12 protein-coding genes are annotated in these 24,833 nt (G+C 57.9%); 7 read left to right on the forward strand and 5 right to left on the reverse strand.

What is annotated here, in order from left to right; genetic code table 11:
• Positions 1-720: 720 nt before the first annotated feature.
• The 3 genes from E4631_RS24275 to E4631_RS24285 all read right to left on the reverse strand — a co-directional run bounded on the left by E4631_RS24275 (position 721) and on the right by E4631_RS24285 (position 3,150).
• The gene (locus E4631_RS24275) at positions 721-996 is read right to left on the reverse strand and encodes a hypothetical protein (protein WP_133655958.1); all 276 of its coding nucleotides are present in this window, start codon (positions 994-996) and stop codon (positions 721-723) included.
• A complete protein-coding gene (locus E4631_RS24280) occupies positions 993-1,802 on the reverse strand; it encodes a ParA family protein (protein ID WP_166647949.1) in 810 nt (269 codons plus the stop codon). Before E4631_RS24280 ends, E4631_RS24275 begins: the two co-directional genes overlap by 4 nt.
• A gap of 178 nt (positions 1,803-1,980) precedes the next feature.
• Entirely contained in the window at positions 1,981-3,150 is a 1,170-nt protein-coding gene (locus E4631_RS24285) for a replication initiation protein (RefSeq protein WP_133655956.1), read from the reverse strand.
• Positions 3,151-3,640: 490 nt separating this feature from the next.
• On the opposite strand from E4631_RS24285, the gene E4631_RS24290 reads away from it, so the two are divergent.
• The 4 genes from E4631_RS24290 (at position 3,641) to E4631_RS24305 (ending at position 16,535) form a co-directional block, all read left to right on the forward strand.
• A complete protein-coding gene (locus tag E4631_RS24290) occupies positions 3,641-4,546 on the forward strand; it encodes a hypothetical protein (protein ID WP_133655955.1) in 906 nt (301 codons plus the stop codon).
• 668 nt (positions 4,547-5,214) lie between these two features.
• A complete protein-coding gene (locus E4631_RS24295) occupies positions 5,215-8,913 on the forward strand; it encodes an RHS repeat domain-containing protein (protein WP_133655954.1) in 3,699 nt (1,232 codons plus the stop codon).
• Positions 8,914-8,961: 48 nt separating this feature from the next.
• Complete coding sequence (locus E4631_RS24300) at positions 8,962-16,305, forward strand: polymorphic toxin-type HINT domain-containing protein (RefSeq protein ID WP_133655953.1); 7,344 nt, start codon at positions 8,962-8,964, stop codon at positions 16,303-16,305.
• Positions 16,302-16,535, forward strand: coding sequence for a hypothetical protein (locus E4631_RS24305; protein WP_133655952.1), 234 nt, complete (start codon positions 16,302-16,304; stop codon positions 16,533-16,535). The genes E4631_RS24300 and E4631_RS24305 overlap by 4 nt, the downstream gene beginning before the upstream one ends.
• A 290-nt stretch (positions 16,536-16,825) precedes the next feature.
• Here E4631_RS24305 and E4631_RS24310 read toward each other — a convergent pair whose 3' ends face one another.
• Positions 16,826-17,530, reverse strand: coding sequence for a PKD domain-containing protein (locus tag E4631_RS24310; protein WP_174805436.1), 705 nt, complete (start codon positions 17,528-17,530; stop codon positions 16,826-16,828).
• A gap of 226 nt (positions 17,531-17,756) precedes the next feature.
• On the opposite strand from E4631_RS24310, the gene E4631_RS24315 reads away from it, so the two are divergent.
• Together E4631_RS24315 and E4631_RS24320 are read left to right on the forward strand one after the other, a co-directional pair.
• Positions 17,757-18,008, forward strand: a complete 252-nt coding sequence (locus E4631_RS24315) for a helix-turn-helix domain-containing protein (RefSeq protein WP_133655950.1) — start codon at positions 17,757-17,759, stop codon at positions 18,006-18,008.
• Positions 18,009-19,249: 1,241 nt separating this feature from the next.
• Positions 19,250-19,684 carry a hypothetical protein gene (locus tag E4631_RS24320; protein ID WP_133655949.1) on the forward strand — a complete coding sequence of 145 codons (435 nt, stop codon included), beginning with the start codon at positions 19,250-19,252 and terminating at the stop codon, positions 19,682-19,684.
• A gap of 198 nt (positions 19,685-19,882) precedes the next feature.
• On the opposite strand, the gene E4631_RS24325 is transcribed toward E4631_RS24320, so the two are convergent.
• Positions 19,883-22,264, reverse strand: a complete 2,382-nt coding sequence (locus E4631_RS24325) for a hypothetical protein (RefSeq protein ID WP_133655948.1) — start codon at positions 22,262-22,264, stop codon at positions 19,883-19,885.
• Positions 22,265-22,482: 218 nt separating this feature from the next.
• Between E4631_RS24325 and E4631_RS24330 the strand changes: the two genes are divergently transcribed.
• A complete protein-coding gene (locus E4631_RS24330) occupies positions 22,483-23,952 on the forward strand; it encodes a Fic family protein (RefSeq protein WP_133655947.1) in 1,470 nt (489 codons plus the stop codon).
• Positions 23,953-24,833: the final 881 nt, after the last annotated feature.

The following is a 24,833-nucleotide window of genomic DNA, read 5'->3' on the forward strand; positions in this document are numbered from 1 at the left end:
GGCGGCGGCCAGCGTGGAGCGGCTTTCGCTAGCTAAACGCAGGGCTTCGGCGCGGAAGGCCGCATCATACCGCGGCCGTTTCGTGGGAGGGGCTTTTTCCATGGAGTTGGGAATTTAGCACCCAATTCTCTCCTGATTCACCCGACCACCTCAAAATGGCTTGGTACTGCTGGTCGTGGGTCAGCAGACTATCGGCGACCCGTTCGCTGGCCGCAATTTCTGCCGCCGAATTAGTGGGGTACTTCCGCAAGTCTTCCCGCAATTCAAATCCCACCCCGTCGCGGTATTCGGCATACACCGGGCATTGGACAGCCACGATAAAGTTGTCGTTATAGCGGTAACGCACGACTCTGCCGTGGATAGAAGCCATCCCGGCTCGGCCTGACAAGAGTTCTTTGGTATCTGGTCCTTCGTCACGGTAGAGGTAGCCGCCGCTTAGCTGCTCTGCCTCGTCGCTCATGTTGCATCCCCCCCATAGGACGGCTCCCACTAGAGCCGAGACAAGATGTGCGAACAAAAAGGGACGGTACGGGACAGCAGTATTCACGGCAGGGACGGGAGGCGGAGCCATAGCGGCAAACCGGGGGTATAACGTGTATTATGATAAATACCCCCCTAACTCACTGTGCATTAAGTAGCTTATAATGGTATAAAGGCTGAGTGTTACGCGGAATACTATTTTATACCAATTTGATTTTTAATTAGTTACCTATCAGATATTCATTCATCTTCGGGAATAGGACGCAATAATTCTGGGTCTTGTCGATCAAAGAATTCTGTCAATGCACGCTCTAGAATTAATCGCTCGTTTCGACGGCTCCAGAACGATAATCGTTTTAACTGTTCCTTATGAGATGCTTTGATACGCTGCCCAAAAGCGACAAGCTTATCATCTGCATTTGAAGGTGTTGAATGTGTGGCTGGGACAACAGGTTGTTGAGAAGCTGCTACCGATTGCATCATCATATCGGCCATGCTCTTCGTAGGCTTTTTCATAGGAGTTTTAAAATAGCTTGAGTAAGTAGCTGATAATCTTGTGCTGCCCGACTTGTAGCCTCGTAGGCTCGTACGCTCTGCTGAGTAGCCTGTGACATAGGTACAGCCATGTCCTTACGGATATGAGGTAATAGTGCTTCCTCCCCGTATATGCGACGAGTAGCCTCGACTGTTCCATGATTGAGTGCTCCGCGCTGATTAGGATGGTAAGTAGTAAAGAAGATACCACCTAGTACTAGTTCGGCATTAAGATTTTCACGCACTACGCCGGCTGCTCTTACCATATCATGTAAGCCATCGAAGGCTAGCTGCTCAGCTTGACATGGGATAACATATACATCAGCAGCAGTTAGCGCTAAACTAGTTAGGTCACCTAAGGATGGTGGGCAATCGATTACCACATAATCATACGCATTGAGCTTAGGCAGCAATTTGCGTAACAATCCATGATACCCTGGAATGCGTTGTAACCGTGATTCCTGACTCAGCAGTTGAATTGAGGCTGGTATTAAGTGTAGGCCCAGTTCCTTAGTCTCGACAATTATATCTTCTAGCGCTTCATCTCCTAGCAGCACAGAGAGCAAGGTATTACCTCGATAGCTTCGCTGGTATAGTACGGCCGTTAAATTACCTGCCTGCGGGTCAAGATCTAGCGCAAGTACATGCCGCCCTTGATAAGCAAGCTCTCCAGCGATGGCTGCTGCTGAAGCTGTTTTTCCTACCCCTCCCTTGTTATTAGCGACAGCAATAACTTTAGGCAGAGTGGCTTTTCTACTTTTTGCGGATGTCGATAGTGGGGACTTCATAACAGTAGTGCTAGCAGTACTAGCGCTGCAAGTTATGTCATAACTTCTGTAATGACCCGCCTCGCAAACAGTCATAGAAGTCTTAGAAACGTTAGCATTACTAGGAAAGTCAGAAGCGCTATTATTTCTAGCAATGCTAGAAATAATAGCGCTTCTATAAGATTGGTTGCCAACGGCTCTAATTTCCTACTTCTTGTAACTGCTTCTCTAATTCGGCAATTTTTGCTGTCACCTGTGCTACCAGCGTTGGCCGAGTCTCGTCTGTATATAGCAGGGAAGTCTGGAAAAACTGTAGACTATTGCGCGCATCAGTTAGTTCGTCAGTAAGTTTTTTACGCTGTTTAGCGAGGACCGCACTTGACTTGACGCTCGCTACGGGAGCAGGTGTTCCCTGCGTCTTCCGGTAATCAACCAGTAGATACCCGTCGGTCAAGGCTCGAAATACAGCACCAGCTGGACGCTTTATTTTACCCAAGCGGGTTTGTTCTTTTACTATGGCTAATACATAACGTATGTAGCCTTCATCATAGTCTCCTGCAGCTAACCGAGCTTGGATTCCTGTCAGGCTACTCGGTGATACTCCTACTGCTAATAGAGCCGTTTCCCACTCAGTTTTAGGAGTGGCAAGTAACGTTGACGAAGCACTAGCTGCGCCTATAGGCTCAAAAAAGAACTCTATATGAGTTACTGTTCTTCCCTTACTGACAGTAGAATACGTGAAAGGCAGGTCAGTTTGCGCCAATTCCTCCCTAGCACGCTCTAGTACCCGAATGCGAAAATTATTGAAACGGTCGTATCCCTCACTTAAGCCGAGGATAGCCTTCAGTTCATCCAGGGCAATAACGCGCTTACCAAAGCTGCCATACTCACGTAGCAGCCAATAGATGCGATAGGAGGGACCGCCCTTAAGCTTGATTAATTCTGTAAGTTGAGCTTTGGTAAAGTTGTCGCGCAACTCTAGTAAGTAATCGTGTAATTCGTCATTGAACCGCAGCACTATCAAGCCTTCACCTTCTAGGTAATCGGCTCGTGCTAGCAGTGGCATGGCTGAATACTTACGTTGCTTCAGACGCTTTCCCCCAGCACCTAGTGTTTCAATCGTTATCAGTCGACTGGCAAACTTTTCTAATACTTTGCGCACATGCCCGTAGTTCTGGCTAGCTCCTTGATCTAAAAGTTCACGCACACTCAATTCGCACTTAGCGAAAGTGGTATCATCGCGCTTTATATGCGACAACATAGCCAGAAACATCCGCGCTTCAGTAGTGCTCAGGTCGAACCGAGCATTGACTAATGCATTGTGCTGCACCACCAATGGGTGAGCAGTCATAGGATTGGCATCAGGCATACAAGGGGCCGCATGGAGTAGAAGCCAAAGATAAGAGCATTTTTCACTATCGACTACATTTTTTAAAATATGAGTCGATACACCCCAAAAGTGTAGTCGATAAAAGGCGTTTTAACCCCAAAAGTGTAGTCGATACACCCCAAAAGTGTAGTCGATACACCCCAAAAGTGTAGTCGATACACCCCAAAAGTGTAGTCGATACACCCCGTATAGTATTATCTGACAGATAGTTATGGCACCTGTAAACTACTATAATCTTTATAAAAGTAAACTACTAGTTTGAGCAGTTTTTTAGGCTTTTAAAGTATGTCGAAGCGAGAGGTTCAAACACAAGTAGTTTACATATGGCCCAAATTCATACTGTTATTGGCGAGTTATGATAAATATGGCTCTGGAAGTTGGAAACGCCATATTTGCCATTTTAATCAACTACATTTTTGGTGTGCATCGACTACACTTTTGGTGCTTAGATAACCTAATTCTTTAAAGTATGACGCACCTATTGACTACAAAATTGGTGTCCATTATAGGAGCGTTTTTTGGAGGGCTCGCGACTTTGCTGCGTTCTGGAGAAGGGTATGAACTGTTAAAAGTAAACGGCGGGAAAGGCACTGTTCAAGGAGACGTATTTTCGGCGAATAGTCTACTCCGTTCTGCGATGTCCGCCCTATCTCCTTCGCCCCATATTGTGCTGCAGCAGGCGGTCGATCGCTTGTACGTGACGTTCGGGGCTTACCCGCTCACATCACTGGACGGTTGTCCTTGCTGCGTATCAGTGGCGGACAAAGGGCAGGTAACGCACCGGGCCTTGCGCGAACTGACCGAACAGGATTTGGGCCGGTACGCTGGCAAGGCGATGACCACGTGGGGCACGGTTGAGGACTTCAAACACTTTTTACCCCGCCTCTTTGAGCTTACGGCGGCCTTTCGAGCCCCGTACGAGGAATATATTGTCTTTAGCAAATTAGACTATGGCCATTGGCGCACGTGGCCGCCGCTGGAAATCGAGGCCATCGAGCAGTATTTGCTTGCTTTGTGGGACGTCGTATTGATCAGCGAGGCCTGGCAGTTTCGAGATTACTTCACCGCCTTGGCCGGCATCTACCCCCACTTTGACGAGTTGCTTCAGCACTGGGAAGCCGCCACGGCCCCCGAGGTTTGGGCCTTACTAGGCGAAGAGGTCTATTATCATAGCGAGTCTATTTTTCGGGATAAGTACTTCCACGGCCCCTTTTTAATGTCGCCCCAGCTTAGTCAGCGCTTCCGCACCTGGGTGACGTCGCAGCCTGTGCGGGATAAATTGTTGACGGCCTTCAGCCAGTGCGCTGAGGAAGCGGCTGAGAAACTGGGGCTTGCCTATGACCTGATTGACTGCGAAATCAAATACAAGCGGTAAGCTCTAGTAGAAGGTGATTTCGCTTGGCGCACTAGCTAGAATGGATGCTGCAAACAATGCATTGCTGGCTACAGAGCAGCTTAGGAAGTGGCTCAGAAAGTGCCTTCCCAACGAGTTGGCTCAGAAAGTCAAGCGCAAGCGCATTTCTAGCTCGCCTTGGGGGCTCAGCAAGGCGAAAAACGATGCGTCAGAAAGGCGCCCCTTGTTGGACCATACCACCCAGTATAAATAGCAGGTAGTACTATTAATAGTAGGCAGCAATGATTAAGTTCATTGGTATTAGTAGACTGCAAGAATTCTGCTTATACTTGCATCACTATTTGCTGTTCGTGGCATTTAGCCCTGCCAGCACCTTGCCTTCTACCGCTCGCGCCTTTGGGTATGGTTATGGGATTTATAATCGAGGTTACTCCTTCCTGGAGCAATTACCACCTGGGGCAATTGTGTCATTACGAGCGCAACGCAATAGAGCGCGGCAATCGTCCCAGAACGTTACCCGAACGATTCGTGCTGGGGCGATTGCTTCACGTTGTTCGCAAGGGCAAACGTTGTGCGTAAGTCCTATAGCTATCTACTACGACTAAACATCTGCCTGTTAGCTCCCACTTTTTGTCTACGCGAAGGCACGAGCTGCTTGTAACATCTCTTCTTTTCACTTAGTCTTCCGCATGCTTCGATTCGCTATTCGACTTCGTCAAATCTGGCGTAGCAATCTGTTGCTAGGCCTGCTAATCAATTGCTACTCCCTTGCGCTGGCCCAATCTTCACCATCCTTCCCGCTGGTGCTGGCCAACCGGAACTTACTCCCGCTATCACCAGAGGCCGCTAGCCTCGGCCGCTATGGTGATACCCCAGTGAGTCTGTACACGGGAGTACCTGCTATCGAAATCCCCCTCTATACCCTGCGAACCAGTAATGTGGAAGTGCCCGTCAAGTTGCAATACCATGGCGGCGGCGTCCGTCTGGATCAAAAGGCGACCTGGGTTGGCCTCGGCTGGTCACTGTCGACAGGCGGGGTCGTTACGCACGTATGCCGGGGTATTTTTGACGGGGCAAAGGACGGCTTCACCAACGGGGCACCTCGCCCGCCCGCCCAGATTCCAGATGAGTGTGGTATCGCCCGCACGCCGGGCTCCCCCAGCTACCACTACGTGCAGGAGATACTAGCGGGCCGCATGGACACGCAAGCCGACTTGTATTCGTTTAACTTTCTCTCGTATTCCGGCTCCTTCGTCCTTGACCAACAAGGTGTGCCACATCTGCTTACCCTACAACCACTACGTATTGAGGCGCTGGCGGGTAATGATGGCTGGCAGTTCACGACCCCGGATGGCACGGCTTACCGTTTCGCGACCACGGAATTCTCCCAGCCGTTGATGCCAGGTGGGCCGCCCCTCGGGGCCTCCGCCTGGTATCTAACTTCCATTACTACCCGTTTTCAGGAGCGGGTAAGTTTTCAGTATGGTGACTACGAGTCCTCCTACGACTATCCGCCAAATTATCCGGGCCCAGCCTACGTGCAGCCGCTGCCAACTGCTACGACGGGCACCTGGTATCATAGCTGCGGCAGCACCGATTTATACAGCGCCGAATGTAGCAGTGAGAATATCCACTTACCCTACTTCTCCGAGCGACCGGGAACCTATATCCGCGGGAAGTATCTGCGACGCGTCAGTAACGGGTCAACCCGACTGGACTTCTTCAGCTCCGCCGGCCGCGCTGATGGGGCCGGCCTGCGACAGCTGGATTCCGTGCACATCAAGTACGTGCCTGATAGTCTACGCTTCAAAAGCTTCCGCCTCACCTACGCCTATCCGGATGCGCGACTCGCGTTGCAGCAGGTGACGGAAACTGGTTATGCCCCCGCCAGCCGACTCACCATGCCACCTTATCAGTTCTTCTACAATACGACTGATTTTTTACAAGTTTCTAGCGTCGGCACGAGCGTGAGTATCGCCCCAGGCAGCCCTTCAATTGACCGCTGGGGTTACTTCAACGGGCAGCCCAACAAGCTGCCTTTTCTCGCCTACAAAGACATCGCAGTAAATCTGCCTGGTGCCAATCGGGAGGTAAATACGCAATGCGTCACGTTTGGTCTACTTCGGCGCATTGTGTACCCCACTGGCGGGCAAACTGACTACGCATACGAAAGCAACGATTTTCGCAACGTCAACTCAGAGGAGTTCTACCTAACTTTACCTACCCAGCAAGCAGCCGTCTGCGTAAGCAACCCGGACCCCGATAATAGTAACCTACCAAATTGTGGGCAGTTACGGGCGGCAACGACGTTCCGCTTATCACATGCGCAACAAGTCACGTTTACTTGGGAAGTGAGTTCAGACAATACGGGAGCCCCCCTGACGGACCTGGACGTCGATGGTATACTAACGGATTCGCTGGGAACGTGCAGCACTTGTCCTTCCATTCATTTTGCTACGGATAGGCAGAATAAACCCCTGCCCATCTCAGCTTACCTAGCGGCTGGTACGTACTCGTTGGCTATCGAGTTGACGACACCCCGTTTTGTACAGTTTGGTTTGAGCTTTAGCTACGAAAAACGCCAGGCCCTGGCCTTTCGAGGCAAATTAGGGGGCGGCACCCGTATCAAGCGCATCACGACTTATGACGGCGTGGACCATCAGCGCGACCAGGAAAAGGAGTACTACTACCATAACGAGGAGAATACGCAGTCTACTGGCCGACATTCGCACGATATGGCCTTCGCCTCATGGATAGATAAGTGGACGAAGACTCCAAGTGGTACATTTGGGCAGGATTGGGTACACGAACGCTTTTTACAGCGTTCCGCGCTGGATGTACTGGGGGCAGCCGGCACGACTGCCGCCGCCGATGTCGGCTACGATACGGTGACGGTTCTGCAACGTAGTCAGGGACAGGTGCTCAAGGAGCAGAGCGTTTTCGTGAACGACGCCCCGAACTTCGCCTCGCTAGGCGATAACACCAGCGTATACCCTGCCTACACGGCCCGATACAATTTCTTTGAGCAAAACGGCCGCCTGCTGCGCACCTTGCGCTGGCGGGTGCAAGAGGGTAGTAATCCGTGGCAGCGGACGGCTTGCCGCCTCGTGCAGCGCGTGGATAATACGTATGCCGATAGTGTGGTGTGCCGGGTCGACAACTTGCTGGTTGGCGGTGATTTTGGCGAAGCAGATTCCACGAACGCCTATCCCTGTCGGGCAATCAAGACTACGCAGTACACCACGCAATCCTTTTGGAGTCCGTTGGTGCAGCGCACGGAACGAAACTACAGCCAGGTGGATACGACATCGCTAGCGACTACCACGCGTTGGCGCTACGGCAGCCTAGAGCATCAGCAGCCGGTTTGGGAAGCGCGCATGACGGGGGCGGGAGTCTACACCCGTCAGCGCTTCAAATATGCCGGCGATTACGCCTCTACCGTTCCAGCAGCCGCGCTGCTGCTGCAGCAGCAGTTGTTAACCGTGCCGTTAGAAACGCAGCAGTGGCAGCAACCCGCGGCGGGGCAGCCGAGCCAGTGGACGGGGGGAAGTCTGATGGCATACGCGGCCACTAGCAGTGGGGGCCTGGCCCCCACGCGCGCTTGGCAGGCCGAGCTACCTGCGCCTCGCTTGCTCGTCATGGAGCCACAAAACAGCAGTGGCGCGTTCCTTGCGCTCACTGGTGAAGCGGCATACCGGCCCCGGGCTAGTTACCTGTACTACGGGACGGGGGAAGTCGCGGAGCAGCACCTACTGGCCCAGTCTCCCGCCAGCTACCTCTGGGGCTACGACCAGCACCACCTGATTGCGCGTGCACCGAATGCCCCGCGCGAGCGCATCGCGGTGACCAGCTTCGAGCCGGCCGGCACCGGCCGCTGGCGCTACGATTCTACGGGTACCCACCGCGTGAGTACGGCCAGTCGGACCGGACATTGGGCCTACCGGCTCGACGGCACGGCCAGCGTCTCGCGCGGGCAACTGCCTGCGGGAGATTATGAGTTGGGGTGCTGGGTACAGGGAGCGCTACCTCCAGCGCTACAAGTTACTGGGGGGGTGGTCGTAGGCGCTAGCTTACAGCCCGTTGCTACGGCCCCCGGGGACTGGCACCAGTACAGAGGCCGGGTGCACTTCACCAGCACGGGGCAAGTCAATCTTGATATAGCCCCAGGTGGAACGCCGCTACTGCTAGATGAGTTGCGGCTGCATCCGGTGGGCGCGCAGCTGACTACTTACACCCATGACCCGCTAATAGGGATAACCAGCCAGACCGACCCCACGGGCCGCACCGTGACCTACGAATACGACGCGCTGGGCCGGCTGATTCGCACGCGCGACGAGCAGGGGCGCATTCTCTCCCAGCAGCAATACCACTACGCCGGCACCAAGTAAACGCCCGCCTACCCCCTCCCTTTTCCCGCTTTTGCCTTTCCCCTGCGTATGCGCCGGACCTCTACTGCTGCCTTTTCCCCCTTGCCGCTCATCCTGCTGCTGCTAGGGCTCCTGCTGGGTCCGTATGGTGGCCAGGCGCAGACCATCCCCGCCGGCCAGGGCCTAGTGGCCGACTCAACCGAACTACGGGCCCTGCACGCCTTCTATCGCAGTACCCAGGGCGATCACTGGTTTAACCGCACCAATTGGCCGGCTACCGACTCGGCCTGGGCCCGGGCTACCATGGCCCAGGTAGGAACCTGGGCAGGCCTAGCCACAGCCAACGGGGATGTTATAGTCATTGACTTTTTCAACAACGGCATTGGCGGCACGCTGCCGCCGGAACTAGGCTTGCTAACGGGCCTGCAATACCTGCATATTGAGCGCAACCACATCTACGGCCCGCAATTTCCCGCCCTGGGCGGGAAATTACCCAAGGAACTGGGGCAGCTGCAGCACCTGACGACCCTGCACATCGGGTTTACGGCCCTTGAGGGGAGTATTCCTCCTGAACTAGGTAATATGCAGGCCCTGCAGCACTTACAGCTGGAGAATAATCACCTTGACGGAGTCCTCCCCCCCGAATTGGGTAACCTGACCCAGCTTATTGAATTAAGTCTGGATAACTACTACCGGGTGGGCCAGGTGTTAGAGGGCTATGGCAATTTATTTTCGGGTAATCTGCCCCCGGAAATAGGTCGGTTGAGCAATCTGACCGTGCTGGGCATTGGGATGGGACCGCACACGGGCTTCATTCCGAAAGAATGGGGTCAACTCCACAACTTACAAGCACTCTACCTCGACGATGCTAGTTTGAGTGGGGCGGTGCCAGCGGAAATTCTACGGCTCCCTAATCTAACGGGCCTGGCCTTAGGAGGCTCCAGCTTCGGCTATAGTAATCCCAACAGCTTTACCACGCTGCCCGATCCGGCCCTCATCCCCAACATTGGGACGCTGGGGTTGAATCTGCAGTTCAACCAGTTCAGCTTTGGCACCCTGGAACCCTATTTCGACGGGCCAGGGCATCTGCGCACCGCCCTAGGCTCCTCCTACCTGCCCCAGTCCGAGCGGGTTCTGCCAGCCGACACGCTGGTGGTAACCCTGGGCCAGGCCCCGCGCTTCGACGCCAGTCAGGACCAGGCCCTGGGCGGCACCCGTACCCACTACCAGTGGCAGCGTCAGGTGGCCGGGCGCTGGGTCGACTTGCCGGGTCAGACCCAAGCCGTACTCACCTGGGGGCCCGTTACGGCCGCCCAGGCCGGCTACTACCGCTGCCGGGCCACCAACGACTGGGTGACGGACCTAACCCTGTACTCCCACCCCCATTACCTGGACGTGCAGCCCCGCGGCTTGCCCCGCAACCTGCCCGACGACACTAACCAGGGCGGGGCCCTGGCCGCCCTCGCCCCGGCGCCCGACGCGCAAGCTGTTGCCCCGGCGGACGTCAACTTCGTGCGCACCTGGGTGCCGCGCGTGGCCCTGCAGCCCCAAGCCCCCCCGCCCCCCGCCCCCGCCGCCACCGGGGTCATCCTGCGCGAGCAGTGGGACGGGGTAGCAGGTAGTGAGGTGAGCGGGATTCCCACCTACCTGCCCCCCACCAGCACGGGCTACCTGAGCAGCCTCGAAGGCCCCACCGACGACAATCAGTTCAACTACGGCGACCGCACCCGCGGCTACCTAGTGGCGCCCCAGAGTGGGGACTACGTCTTCGCCATCGCCGGTGACGACAACAGCGAGTTCTGGCTCAGCCCCGACTCACTGCCCGCCCATCAGGTGCGTCGTGCCTACGTGCCGGGCTACACCCCCTCCCACGGCTGGCACTGGTATCCGGACCAGCAGTATTCGGTCCCGATTACCCTGGTGGCCGGCCAGCGCTACTACCTCGAAGTGCTGCACAAGCAGGGCTACGGGGGCGACAACGTGGCCGTGGGCTGGCTGCCGCCCGGCACGCCCGCCGGGGCCGAGCCCGTGGTCATTCCCGGCTCCGCCCTGGCCCCGCTGCGCACTGCGCCCGCCGCCGATGCCCCGCCCGGCTGGTCCGTCGACGTGGCCCAGCGCACCACCCAATACCTGGACGGGCTGGGCCGGCCTATCCAGACTGTGCGCCACGGCGCCTCGCCCCAGTACCGCGACCTGGTGCAGCCCCAGGCCTACGACGGGCTGGGCCGCGAGCCCCGCCAGTACCTGCCCTACGCGGCGGATACCGCGCCCGTGGCCGGTAACCCCGTGGCCGGCGTGGGCTACCACTACCAGGCCCTGAGCGAGCAGCAGGACTTTTACCACCGCAGCCTCACCGGGCCGCCCAGTCCCCAGGACCCCGCCACCGGCGTGGCCCGCACGGGGGTGGCCTACGCCGAAACCCTGTTTGAGGCCTCGCCCCTGAACCGGGTCCTGCAGCAGGGCGCTGCCGGCGAGGCCTGGCAACTGGCCGGTGGGCACGTGCTCGGCCGGCGGGAGCGGCCCAACTCGGCCGCCGACTCGGTGCTGCGCTTCACCCCCGGCTACGACCCGCGCAGCCTCGACCCCGGCTACCAGGGCTTCTACGCCCTGGGCGAGCTCTGGGGCACCGAGGGCACCGATGCCCAGGGGCCAGCGACAGGGGGGGGGGGCTACCGCACGATCGAGTGGAAGGACAAGCTGGGCCAGCTGGTGCTCAAGCAGGTGGAGGCCGCCCGGGCGGGGGGCGCGGGCAGCAGCCGCTGGCTGCGCACGGCCTACGTGTACGACGACTTCGGCCACCTGCGCTTCGTGCTCCAGCCCGAGGCTACCAAGCAAGTGATGGCTACGATCCCAGGTATAGGCAGCCCCGCGCCCACGGCCGGCCTGCAGCTTTGGCTGCCCCTAGATGAGCCCGGGGGTACGCGGGCCACGGACTACTCCGGCCAGGGCCACCCCGGCACCCTGACGGGGGCGGGCGCCTGGCTGCCCACGGCGGGCGCGGACGGCCGGGGCGCCCTGTCCCTGCGGGCTACGCAGTCTTTGCACGTGCCGCTGAACTGGCCGGCGGGCACCCCGGCCTTTACCCTCTCCTTCTGGCTGCGGCCCACCAGCCGCTTTAATTACAGCCAAGGGACGGGTGGGGGCTGGGGTTCGTTCCTGTTTGTTACGACGAGCGCTGGGGCCCTCTACGTGGGCACCGACCTAGCCACGAGCATTTATTTCGCCACCCCCAATACGGTAGAGCTGAATGTCTGGCAGCACTTCGTCTTTACGTTCGACCACGGGGTCGGGACCATTTACAAGAACGGGCAACCCCTGGTCTCCCAGGCGGGGATGAGCCTGCCCCAGGCCTGGCCGGAACTAGTGCTGGGCTTTGAACTAGGCTTGGCCGGCGATGAGCTCTACGACGAGGTTCGGCTCTACAACCGGACCCTGGCGGGCAGCGAGGTGCAAGCCCTCTACCACTCCCGCGCCGCCTACCCGCCCCAGGCGGTGCAGCCGTTTCTATTTCACTACCGCTACGACGGGCGGGGGCGGCAAATCGCCAAGCAGGTGCCGGGCCAGGACGGCGAAACGCTGGTGGTCTACGACCAGCTCGACCGGCCGGTGCTCAGTCAGGATGCGCAGCAGCGCACCCGGCAGGAGTGGAGCTGGACCAAGTACGATGCGCTGGGCCGCATCATCCTCAGTGGCCTGGTCACGCGGGGTGACACCCTCGGCCAGGTTAGCCTGCAGGCTATCGCTACCGCCGACACGGCCACCAACCATCAGTACGAGCAGCGGACAACCAATGCGAGCCGCTACCCGCAGTTCTACACGACCGACCAGAGCTTCCCCCAACTGGGCCAGCAGGGCTTCGGGGCCGGGCAGGTGCTGAGCGTGACGGCATACGACGACTATAACTTTGACAACGATGCGCAAGGGGTGGCCGAGGCCAGCTACGACACGGGCTCGGACTTCGCCTTCCCCGCCGGGCAGGCTCCCGTGCCCGATGCGCTGCGCACCACGGGCCTGGTGACCCAGACCCGCACGCGGGTGCTCAATCGTCCCGCCAGTGACCCCGGCGTGGACTGGCTTGTGACGACGACCTTCTACGACGAGCGGGCCCGGCCCGTGCAGGTGCAGACCCTCAACGCCCGCGGGGGCCACGACCGGCTCACCACCCAGCTCGACTTTACGGGCAAGGTGGTGCAGAGCGTGGCCGAGCACCAGGGGATAGACTACCAGCCCCTAACGGTGCAGGAGTTCTTCACCTACGACCACGACGGACGCGTACTGACCAGTCGCCAGCAGCTACCGGGCGAGGCGAGCCCGGCCCTGCTGGACTCGGTGCAATACAACGAACTCGGGCAGGTCACGCGCAAGACACTGGCCACGGGTCGGCTGCGCCAGGACGTGGACTACGCCTATAACATCCGCGGCTGGCTCACCAGCCTCAACGACCCGTATTCGCCCAACCCGACCAAGCACGACCTCTTCCACCTGAGCTTACACTACGAAAGGGGCTTCACCAAGGGCTACGAGCAGTACAACGGCAACCTAACGGGTCAGACCTGGCGCGGGCGCGATGGGGTGCAGCGCGCCTACGGCTACGTCTACGACCCGCTCAACCGCATGTTGCAAGGCGACTTCGTGGCCCGGGCGGGGGGCAGCGCGGGCACGCTGGCCTCGGCCACGGCTTGGAACCAGGAACAGGATAACTACCGCCTGGCCTTCGTCAGCTACGACGATAACGGTAACATTAATACCCTGCGCCGCCAAGGCTTGCTGAAGAATGCGACCCACGCCACGGGCAAGCAGTACGGGGCGGTGGATAACCTCACCTACGCCTACCAGGGCAACCGCCTGCAAGCCGTCGACGATGCGGTGAGCGGCAACCAACTGCCCCGGCCCGCGAACTACAACGGGGCGTCCACGTCGCTGGCCGGCGACTTCCAGGAGCAAGGCGTGCACCAGAGTCAAGAGTATGGCTACGATGCCAACGGCAACCTGACGGCCGATAAGAACAAGGGCATCACGGGTATTCTCTATAACCACCTGAACCTACCGCGGCAGATTCACTTTGGTGCCGTGGGCGACAGCGTCGTGTTCCGCTACTCGGCCGCCGGGCAGAAGGTGGCCAAGCTCGTTTACCAGACCGGCAAGTCAACCCCCCAGCGCACGGACTACCTCGGGCCCTACCAGTACGAGCAGGATAGCCTTAAGTTCTTCCCCCACGCGGAAGGGCGTGTGCTGCGCTTTGTCTCCTACGATGCCGCCCACCAGCCCACGGTCAGCTACCAGCGCGAGTTCACCTTCAAGGACCACCTGGGCAACCTGCGCCTGGCCTACCGCGCCGGCCAGACCCGCACCTACCTGGCCAGTCTGGAACAGGATGACAACACGCGCCAGCGCGAAACCCAGCAGTTTGACTCCCTCAGTGTCTCGTCTCCCATTGCGGTGGCCACATCCTGGGCGATGGGCCAGTACGCAGCCAAGCTTAACGCGGGCGGCGCCAGCCGCCAGCCGCTGGGACCCCTGATCCAGCTCACGGTGCAGAAGGGCGACAGCTTGCGCGTGAGCGCCCCGGGCCTCTACCCCCAAAAAGTCAACAACTCCAGCTTTGCCTTCTCGCTGGCCTCCTTCGTGGCCAGCCTCTTGCAGCCCGCTCCCGCGGGCACGCCGCCGAGTACTGATGGCAGCCGCCGCGGAGGGCTTCCCTTACTGCAGATAGGCTTGAACGCGGCCACGTTAACGGCCGTTTCCCAGCTCTCGGATGGGGTGCCGAAGGGGTACCTGCGGGTGCTGGTCTTCAACCAGGACTCCGTGCTCGTGGACCAGCGCAAGCTGCAGCTCTCCACGAATGCGCTGGGGCACTACGAGGTGCTGCACGACACGCTCAGCATCCGCCGCGATGGCTACGTGACCATCTACGTGGGCAACGAGAGCGCCGCTGATGTCTTCTTTGACGAGGTACGCATCGAGCATCGCCAGGGCCTGCAAGTGCAGGAAAACCAATACGACCCCTACGGCCTGGACCTGGCCGGGGTGAGCGGGGCTGCCCCCGGCCTGCGGCTGAAAAACTACTACCAGTTCAACGGCAAGGAGAATCAGTTGGACCTGGGCCTGAACTGGAACCACCACGATGCCCGCTTCTTTGACTACCAGCTCGGCCGCTGGCACGTCGTGGACCCCATGGTGGAGGAAGGGCAGGAACACTGGACGCCCTATCAGTTTGGCTTTGACAATGCCGTGCGCTACAGCGACCCCGACGGCCAATTCCCGCCCTTACTGGTGGCGGCGGCGGCCGGTGCGGCGATTGGGGCCATTATTGGGGGCGGTATTGAAGCTGGTACCCAGATGTACCAAAACGGGGGCCATGTGAGTGACTGGCACGCCGTGGGTGGAGCTGCTTTACAGGGCGGCGTCACGGGTGGGATGGCGGGCCTCACTGCGGGTACTAGTCTGATCCGGTCCGGCGCCGTCGGCGCGGTTAGCAACGTGGCGGGCGGCATCGCGCGCAATGTTTACGATGGCAAGCCCGTGACCGTCGGCTCGGTGGCGAAAGATGCGGCCGTTGGCGCCGCGATTGGCGTGGCGGGGCACGCGGCGGGTAAGCTGACTAGCGCGGTCGTTAACCGCGTGAAAGGGGGCGCCGCCGCTGCTGAGGCAGAAGTTGGCGCCGGCGCCCGAGCCGCCAAAGCACCCTGTGGCTGCTTCACCGCTGGCACCGGCGTGAGCACCCGCGCTGGCCGCAAGCCCATTGAGCACATTCAGGTGGGCGACTCGGTATGGGCCTATAACGAGCGCACCCGCTCCACGGCCTTGCGACCGGTCACGCACCTGTTCCGCTACGAGCGCGACACCGTCTACGTACTGCACACGGCTGCCGGGGAAGCTATCCGCACCACTTCCGACCACCCCTTCTACGTGCGCGGCCACTGGGTGCGCGTGCGCCGGCTGCGCGTGGGCGACTCGCTGGTCAGCCAGAACGGGCAGCGCCATGTGCTGCGCCGCATCGAACTTAAGCCCGAGCACGTGACGGTGTACAACTTCACCGTCGATGAGCTGCATACCTATTTCGTCGGCCAGAATGCTATCTTGGTCCACAATTCGGGGCCGTGTGACCTAGCCATTAAAGAGACGCAAAGTGTCAAAGGAACGCATTACAGCAAGCTCTCTCTAACCGAATCAGAAGCTTTGCAAGCGGGAGAAACTTTTGTTGGGAAAAACGCCAGAGAATTGACTCCAAGTGGTTCTGGTGCGTTTAGGAGTGTTAAACCCAACGCCGATGGCACTTTCAACCAGTTCCGCATAGACAAGAACTCTTTGTTGGGTACGCATAAGCCATCCGTTCCACACGTACATTTGGAGATAGTCAGGGAAGGCGTTAAAAAAGCTCTTACAAACAATCACGTTCCAATTACAAAATGAGCGAGCCACTTTTCTTTTTTGGTAAAAAAGGCAAAATAGTAGGTGGCGAACACCTTGGATGGACGGTTGAATTTGTCGATAATACCGCAGATACTGGTGGTTTCTATGTTCTGATTGAAGATTCAAGCCCTCAAGCCACAGATTTGGACGGGTTTGATTACTGGCTTGAGTTCAAGGAGGATATACCAGATTTCATTAAGGAAATGAATTGGAAAATAGATTGGAAATGATTCTTAAACGGTATAAAGGCAACCCAATTCTAGTTAGCCAAGAAATTTTGCATCAAGCTCAAACTAGTTATTCGCTAGACTTTTAAGAGCAGACCAATTATTACTTCTGTCTTCCACGCACATGAGTGCTTCCTTTTCGGCCGCAGCCGGGCCCCAGGCGCTGTGCTACCTCCTGCGCCATCGAGCAGGCAGCCGAGCTTACCGCGCGGGCCTCGTCTACTAGCGAACAGGGCCGCCCTAGGAAACCCCGACGACCCGCGTAGCAGAGGGTTCCTAGGGCGGCCAGGGGCTCAGCGCGTTTCATAGGTGAGTACCACGTTCCACGCCTTATCGGTGTACGACTTCGTGCCCGTACCCGCGGCATCGCGGTTGGTCGGGGGCACGCTCTCGTCCAGGGTCAAGTTCAGCATCTGGTCATCGCCCAGCAGATTATTGGTTTCCCAAAAGGTCAAGGTCCACCCGGCATGGGCGGTTTCCAGGTTGAGTGGCACCGTGTTCCAGCTCAGCGGTAGCATGGCCTGCGTCATGTCCGCCACCGTAGCGCCAGTTGCCTTCCGCGTCGTCTGATAGGCCAGGGTCCACTTCACATCGGGCCCGCTGTTACCGTCCCAAGGACTACCCGCCGCATTGGTAAAGCTCAGGTTGTTGACCCGCACCTCTTTGAGGTAGCGCCGGCCGACTTTGAGCGTCTGCGTGGCACTGGTGCTTTGCCCCGCCGCGTTGAAGGCCGTCAGGGTAATGGAATAGGTGCCGGGTTGCGTGAAGGTGAGGGTGGGCGAGGTCGCTGTGTTGACCAGTGTGGCGCTATCCGAGCTGCGCCACTCATAGCGCGTGGCGTGCTGACTGGTGTTGGTGAGGGTCACCACCTCGCCGACTTCGGCCACCGGCAGGGGCAAGGTAAACGAGGCCGTCGCCGCCGGGGCCACGGTCTCTTTTTGGCCGCAGCCAGCCAGCAAGAGGGTTAGCAGGAAAAAACTGCGTAAAATGTTGGACATGGGGAAAGAAGGGGATAAAGAGAAAAAAAGGTGCTGGGGCGTAGTGTATCCGGCGCAAGAGCCCCGGTAAAATTTGGGGCGTACTAAATCCGGCTGGTCGTCGGCCGCGGCCGGGGAGTGGCTAGCGCAGCCGGAGGCAGTGGCGAGACAAGTCTGCAAAAAGAAGGCCAAAAATGACCGAACGGTCATTGACACCCGCCGCCTTAGTCCCGCCCTTTGCCCCTTCATGGCGGCGCCGCACTCCTCTACTTTTCTGCTTGAACTCGCCCGCCGCTTAAAAGCCGTGCGCGAAGCCCGTGGCCAGACGCTGCAGGAGGTCTATGACGAGACGGGCATCCATGTCGCGCGCCTCGAAACCGGCCGCCGGAGCGTGGCCTTGCGCACGGTCGCGCTGCTCTGCCGCTATTATCAGGTGGAACTGGGCCAGCTGGTAGCTGGCTTGGAGCAGTTGCTCCTGGAACAGCAGAGCCAGCCGTAAGGACTACTACCTCAGGACGACTACCCCAGCCAACAGCGAAGTAGCAGCGCAGGCCCAGGTAAGAACCGCAGCAAGGGGGTCGGGTAACATAGGTTAGGGAGCTCCGGCGACGGCGCGTACCCGAGGCAAGACTTGCCTCCGAGGAGTTACCGCTCACCCTACGCGACCGCTCGCCAGCTGCGCCAGCTAGTCCGGCCAGCAGGTCTGAGGGAGCGCCACCAGGTGCCCACTAGCCTAGGCGGTAGGGAGGCCGTGGTTAACAGGGTGGGACAGCTGTTACCTGGCTACCCGCTCCCCTGCAGTAGCGTACTCGGGGTTCTCGTTCCAACGGGATTCTGTTGGCGAATTCATTTTTAAGCCCTTGCTGAAGGCATCAATCACTCGCAAGCGGCCTGACGGGTCTTGGCTAATGGCTTAAAACCCAATTCGCCAACAGTATCCAACGGGGCGGAAAATTACGTTAAGCCACAACGCCTTGTTTAGCAGGGCATTTTGCTAACGCCTCGAAAAACGTTCGGTTTAAGAGGCGCGCAGTGGTTAGATAAAAAGCGTTCTGTAACAGCCAGTATGATGCTTTTTATTGCCGTCTCACAGTTCAATGAGTCACTTCAGGGCTCCTTAGTGAAATAACGAGCTCCTTACCGTCATTTCTCGCCCCGTTGTAACGAGAACCCCTTATAGCAGGTAGTGCGCGGCTTGTCCGCCCGAGAAACTGCCCCTGGGGCGTAGCGTTGCGCGGGCCCAACCCTGGTCAAACCGCGCGCGCTGCCCGTCTTTTCTCCTGCCGCCCCGCTAGGTGGTTTTCCGCTGCCCGTCGGACATAGCGGCTACTGGGTTACCACCAGCGGGTCGTTTTTCAATCACATTTAATTAAATGTGATTGAAAAACGACCCGCTGGTGCTTATCTTCGGGGATGGCTTATCGCAAACGAGTTCCCCAGCCCCGCCCCTGTGCCGCGTGCGGCGCCCCGATTTTGACCGCCCACCTGCGCCGCTGCTATTGCAGTGGGGCCTGTAACACGCGCGCTTGGCGGCAGCGCCACCCCGAGGCCGCGCGCGCGGCCACTGCCGCGAAGTCGACGGGCGTTGACTCCCCCGACGGGCGGCAGCGTGCCGATGCGCTTACGGGCGGGCTCCCCCTGGCGGCCGAGCAGCTCGCCCCGCTTGGCCGGCCCGCCGCAGTCGACGAGCCCGAGCCGGTTAGCGCGGGCGAGCCGCACGGGCTGAGCTTTGGCAAGTTGGTGGCCGCCACCGCCATTGGCACGCTGCTAGCTGACACGCTCAAGCACTTGGTGGCTCCCACTGCCCCAACAGGCCCCCCCTCCACGAGCGGCTTGCCCAGCTGGCCGCCCCCCGCCCTGCTGGCCGCGGCCGGCCCGGCCGAGCCGATCACCAATCCGGCGTGGCCCGAGCTGACGGGGGTGGCCCCCGTGAGCTATCAGCGGCACCGCGTGTATCTGTGCGTGGTGGCCGGCGTGACGTGGGTGCTGTGGGAATCGCCACGCGGCGAGTGGTATCAGCTCACCACCCCGGCCGACTTAGCCTGGCTGGCGGCCCTACCACTGCGCAGCCCGGAGATGCAGGCCCTGATTGACAAGCATGTACCGGACTTCGAGGCAGCCCCCGCGTTCGCGCGCGTCGAGGCGCTGCTCGTGCCCCCCTCCGAACCAGCTTAAGGGCCGTACGGTAGCCGGGGGCTACCACCAGGGGCGCGGGTGCGCCCTACTCGCCCGCCGAAAAGCTGGGCGCTTCGTTTAGCATATAGCCAATTATAGGACACGTTAGCATATAGCCAATTATAGGACACGAAGGAGGCCTTTAATTGCGCTTTTCTACACTGTTGACTGGCTCATTTATGCTTGAAGCTTACAACCCTAGATTTTTAAGAACCCCAAGTCGTAGACCAGTGGCTGCAGCTTTTCGGTCAGCGTCTTATACGCTTGTTGAAACGGCAGAAACGGTACTGGCAGGAAATCACCGCTGGCGTTGCGGGCATCCAGCGCTTTGCGCACCTGATACCAGCCCACATCGGGCCGGTTCAGCTTTAGGGCGTCGCGTACGCTACGACTGTCGGTGTGGCCGAAGTAAGAGCGCCACAGCTTTTTAGCTTCTGCTAATACAGCTTGCGCCTCGGTGCTGAACGTTTTACCCTCCAGGTATTGCACCATGAAGTCACTTTCGAAGGGGTCGGGCGCTCCTACCTCGGCTTCGGTAAAGGGAATAAAGTGGTTGACGATGCGCCAGTCCTGGCCATTCCAGTGCAGCCCGTTGGCCGAGGCGGTGAGGTTGCTGCCGCTGAAGAGCATCCAGACGAGGCAGTCTGTTTTGAACTCGTCGGTGAGCGGCTCGGAGGGTTGTAGGAACTGGTCCCGGTCGTTAAGCCAGGTAGGCTTGACGAGACGACGAACGGCAAAGATGATGGCAACTTGCCAGAGGTTTTCAGGATTAATGAAGAAAGCGCCAGCACTACTGTAAGTAGAAGAAAATATGGCTGTGCGCTGACCGGCATGCTGAGGGTCGTTGCTATCGCAAAGCATCTGGCCAATAGCGCCGTCAGACCAGAATTTACCCCGGACATCACTAGTCTTGACTGCGGGCAGCACTGCGTTTTTTAGCGGAAGCGCAGGCTGGGTGTTGGGCTTCGGTCTATTAACCCAATTGTTCAGTATGTAGTGGCTCGAAACGTTCGAAAACATCTTTTCGCCAATAGGTTCTGCGCGTTTGTTTAGTACCCCGACCTCAATTTCAGCAATCGGCGGTAACTCCATATTTGCCTTGGTTTGCCAAACAAGAAACCCTATTGGAAACTCGCCTTTCAAACCCTCGAACGCTTTGCTATGAACAACAAATCCACCCAGATACGTTGCACGCCACTTCTCCCTAAACGTTTCGAAGTTTGAGGAGTTGACGTACTTCATTTTGCTGAACACAGCAATTGTTGCCGTAGGAATTTCTCTGCCAATCCTCACAAGGAATTGAACAAAAAGCTCTCGGCTAGCGTAGCCATAACTTTTCATACTAGCCGCAATTTTTGTTGCCGCTACCTTAGTTTTTGCGTCGCTTCCCAGGGTATCACCACTCTCTGCATACGGCGGATTAATCAGCACCAGCATTTTCTTTCCCTCCGCAATGGCTTTGCGCAAGCCTGCGGGCACTTTGTTGGTGAGGCTGTAATCTAGCTGCCCGTCTGCGGCAATATCATCGTTGAGGTAGTCGTATTGGAAGCGCGTGGCCGCCGCGCAGGTTTTGGTGGCTTTCATCACATCCACGTCTGCCACGTCCAGGGTGCTCATGTAGATGTTGCGGTGGTTACTGTGCTTCACTTCCAGGTTGCCTACCCCGCAGCACATGTCCCACACCACGTATTCGCGCTGCCAGTTCTTGCTCAGCACTTCAGCCAGCTTGTCATAGGCTTTGTCCACTACATGCAGCGGCGTGTAGTAAGCGCCCTTGAAGCTGCGCTCATCCAGCGGAATCAAGCTGTCGCGCCGTTCCAGCAAGTAGTTGCGGTAGGCCGCATCGGGCGGGCGGTGGTAGATGGCCCAAAAGCGCCGGTAGCCCTCGTGACTGCTTAGTTCATAGAGTTTGCCGCCGAGAGCGAAAATCGGCTTGCCATTACGGTGCAAGAGCTCAGCTGGCAAGTTGGCGTGCGTGCTCACGGTGCCGTCGCTCATAATATCGGCGAAGAACAGCAGCGCGTACTCCTCCGGCGCTACAGCCAGAATCTCCTGCCCAATCAGGGTCACCCACTTGTCGAATACCTGTTTTAGGTTGTCCGGCGTAATAGCTACCCGAATAATATCGCCCGAGGCAATGGCACTCCGGATAGTGCTAATGAATTCATCCTCGTGCGTTTCTATCTTAAAGGAAACGAAGTAGGTACCGATGTAGGCCGATACCGCGTCAAGCGCCTCCTGGGTGTAGCCGCTGGCGCTCTTGCCCCACTTAATCGTTTTTTTGGCTAGGAAGGGAATGACGTCCGCGCTTTTCATGATAGCGGCCTTCTGCGTGTCAATCACTGCCAGTAGCGGGGGCACATACTCTCCTTTGTTCAGCGCCTGCTGCACGTAGTGCATCAACTGCGTAAACATGGCATAGGTGGAGTGCTTATGCCCCTCCTTAGCCTCAAACCACACTTCCTTCGTTTGGATGTCAATCAGGTTTTTACTGTATCCTTTTAGATTAAGTGCCTTGATATACACATCTTTGACGTCTTCTTCGGAACGGGTGAGTTGGAGACGTTGATAGAGTGTCATAGTTAAAAACGGTTTGTAATTTATTCGTTTGGCATAACTGCAGCTTCAAAAGTAGGAAGGTACTCAGTATGCCCCTGAGCTGTGCTGTTTTACATCTCCACAGCCTTCGCCTTTTCAGTCCGAGAAAAGGCGGAAATAATCCCTTAACCTAACTGAAATCCCAAAAATAGGTTGTTAATTGAAAAAAATTAACACTCTGACGTCATTCGTACTGCTTAATGGAAAAAAATGTGCGCTGGCCCTTGCTCGTATTTGGGACGTCAGATGCGGCCCTTAATCGGCAGATTCGGGGTGCCCGCCAGCGGGGAGAGTTACGCGAGGTGGCGCCCCGTATCTATTCATCAGACTTAAGTACTCCCTCGGAAGCGCTAATTCGCAAGAACTGGCTGCCAGTGGTACAGCACCTGTTTCCCGGCGCACTCATCAGCCACCGCTCGCAGCTGGAAGGCCAGCCCTCGGCCGATGGGCACCTGTTTCTGACCTATAAGTACACCCGCAATGTGGAACTACCCGGCCTCGTCGTGCACCTGCTGGAAGGCCCCGGCCCGCTGCCTAGTGATGCGCCGTTCGGGGATGGCAGCCTGCTGTTTGCCTCAGAAGCCCGGGGATTACTAGAAAACCTGCAGCCGGCTCGGGTGCGCAAAGGCGGGGTGAGCAAAGCGCTGCCGCTCGAAACGGTGGAAGAGCGACTGGAAATGGTGCTGCGTATTCGAGGCGAAGAAGGCCTGAATACCCTGCGCGACCAAGCCCGCGAAGTGGCAGTGGCCCTAGATTGGCCTATCGAATTGGCCTTGCTGCAACGCATTGCCGGCGCACTGCTCACTACCCAATCTAGCAAAATTCTTACGTCCCCCGTGGCCCGCGCCCGCGCGCTGGGGCTGCCCTTTGATGCCGGCCGAATGGCCCTTTTTACCACGCTGCTTAGCGCACTGCGCGCGGCGGTGCTGCCGCAGCGGCCCGACCCCGCGCCCGCGGCTCCCCCATTTTATACAGTCGCGTTTTTCGAAGCCTACTTCTCGAATTTTATTGAAGGCACCGAGTTTCAAGTGGATGAGGCACACCGAATGGTGGAAACCGGCCAGTTGGTGGGCGGTCGGCACGCCGATTCGCACGATGTGCTAAGCACCTACCAACTGTGCAGCAACGTGGCCGAGATGCGCGTGGTCCCGCAGTCGGCCGAGGACTTGCTGGCCATCCTGCAGCGGCGACACGCCCAGCTCCTGCGCGCCCGTCCCGACAAGCGCCCCGGCCAGTGGAAAGAGTACGCCAACCAAGCCGGGCTGACCAGCTTCGTGGACCCCGGCCTGGTGCGCGGCACATTGCACGAGGGCTTCAAGCTATACCGTAGCCTGAGTGAACCGCTGACACGGGCTATGTTCCTGATGTTTCTCATCAGCGAGGTGCACCCCTTCGATGACGGCAACGGCCGCCTAGCCCGGCTGATGATGAATGCCGAGCTAATCAGCGCCGGCCAGTGCCGCATTATCATTACCACCCACGCCCGGGAAGGTTACCTGGATGCGCTACGCCGCTTGAGCCGGCAAAGCGACCCGAGTCTGTATATCCGCATGCTGAGCGGAGCCCAGCAGTTCGTGGCCGATTTGCAGCCTACTTCCTACGAGTCAGTCAAAGCGCAGCTGGAAGCGCAACAGGCCTTTATCGAAGTGTCTTCGCAACTGCGCTGGTAGTAGTAGCCGTTTTGAAATTCCTCGATCGTTGCCGGTTTTACCGGGCGGGATAGCAGCCAATTAATCAGGCTCAGTTGAGCAAACTACATGACCATGAGGTGAAGTATACACTTCATGCCTTGGTAGGCCAGCCGGCAGTACACAGAAGCTGATTAAAAAAGTATCTCTGCTGCGTCCTATAATTCCCCCTATGTAAAGCAAGTGGGTAGAAGCGCTTCGTTTTAGTCAGCCCGCTGACCCGATTTCGTAGTTAACCGGGTCGTAAACACGAGCAGCACGAGTTAAAAACGATCAGATGGGGCTACCGGATTGGTAGAACGGTTAGCTAACCCGGTCCCCTAGCGTGCCCGTACGAGCAGCCAGCCAGCGCGCCGATCGTTAGGCAGCCTACGAAGCCTATTTTTAGTCCTTTAGGACCAATGTGGCCCATCGGTCAACCGATATCGGGCCGATATGGCTCATCAGTCAACCGATATCCGGACCGATATGGCCCATGTCTGGACCGATATGGGCGATATCGGACCGATATCGCCCATCAGTCAACTGTTACCTACTTTTTAAATATTTTATTGATTTACAATACTTTAATGTAAAATATGAACTAATTAATTCTAGATATTATCTATAAAATATTGATTTTCAAGTAACTAACAAATGTAAGCTACTTACTAGTTCCCTCGCGTACCCCCTCGACTGCGCTTGGCCCCTGCTGCGCCCAGTCCACCGCGAACACCTCCTGCAGACACGTCGTATCCTCGGCTGAGTGCAGCCACCGCCACCAGGCCTTGCGGAGCTACTACCTCTTCAGAGCGGGATTCTGCTTGTAAGCTACTCCTACGCCAAGCAGCAAAGGCTGCCTCAGCAGGCTAGCTCCTTTGCCT

It is taken from the genome of Hymenobacter sp. UV11 (assembly GCF_004684095.1).
Classification (GTDB): Bacteria; Bacteroidota; Bacteroidia; order Cytophagales; family Hymenobacteraceae; genus Hymenobacter.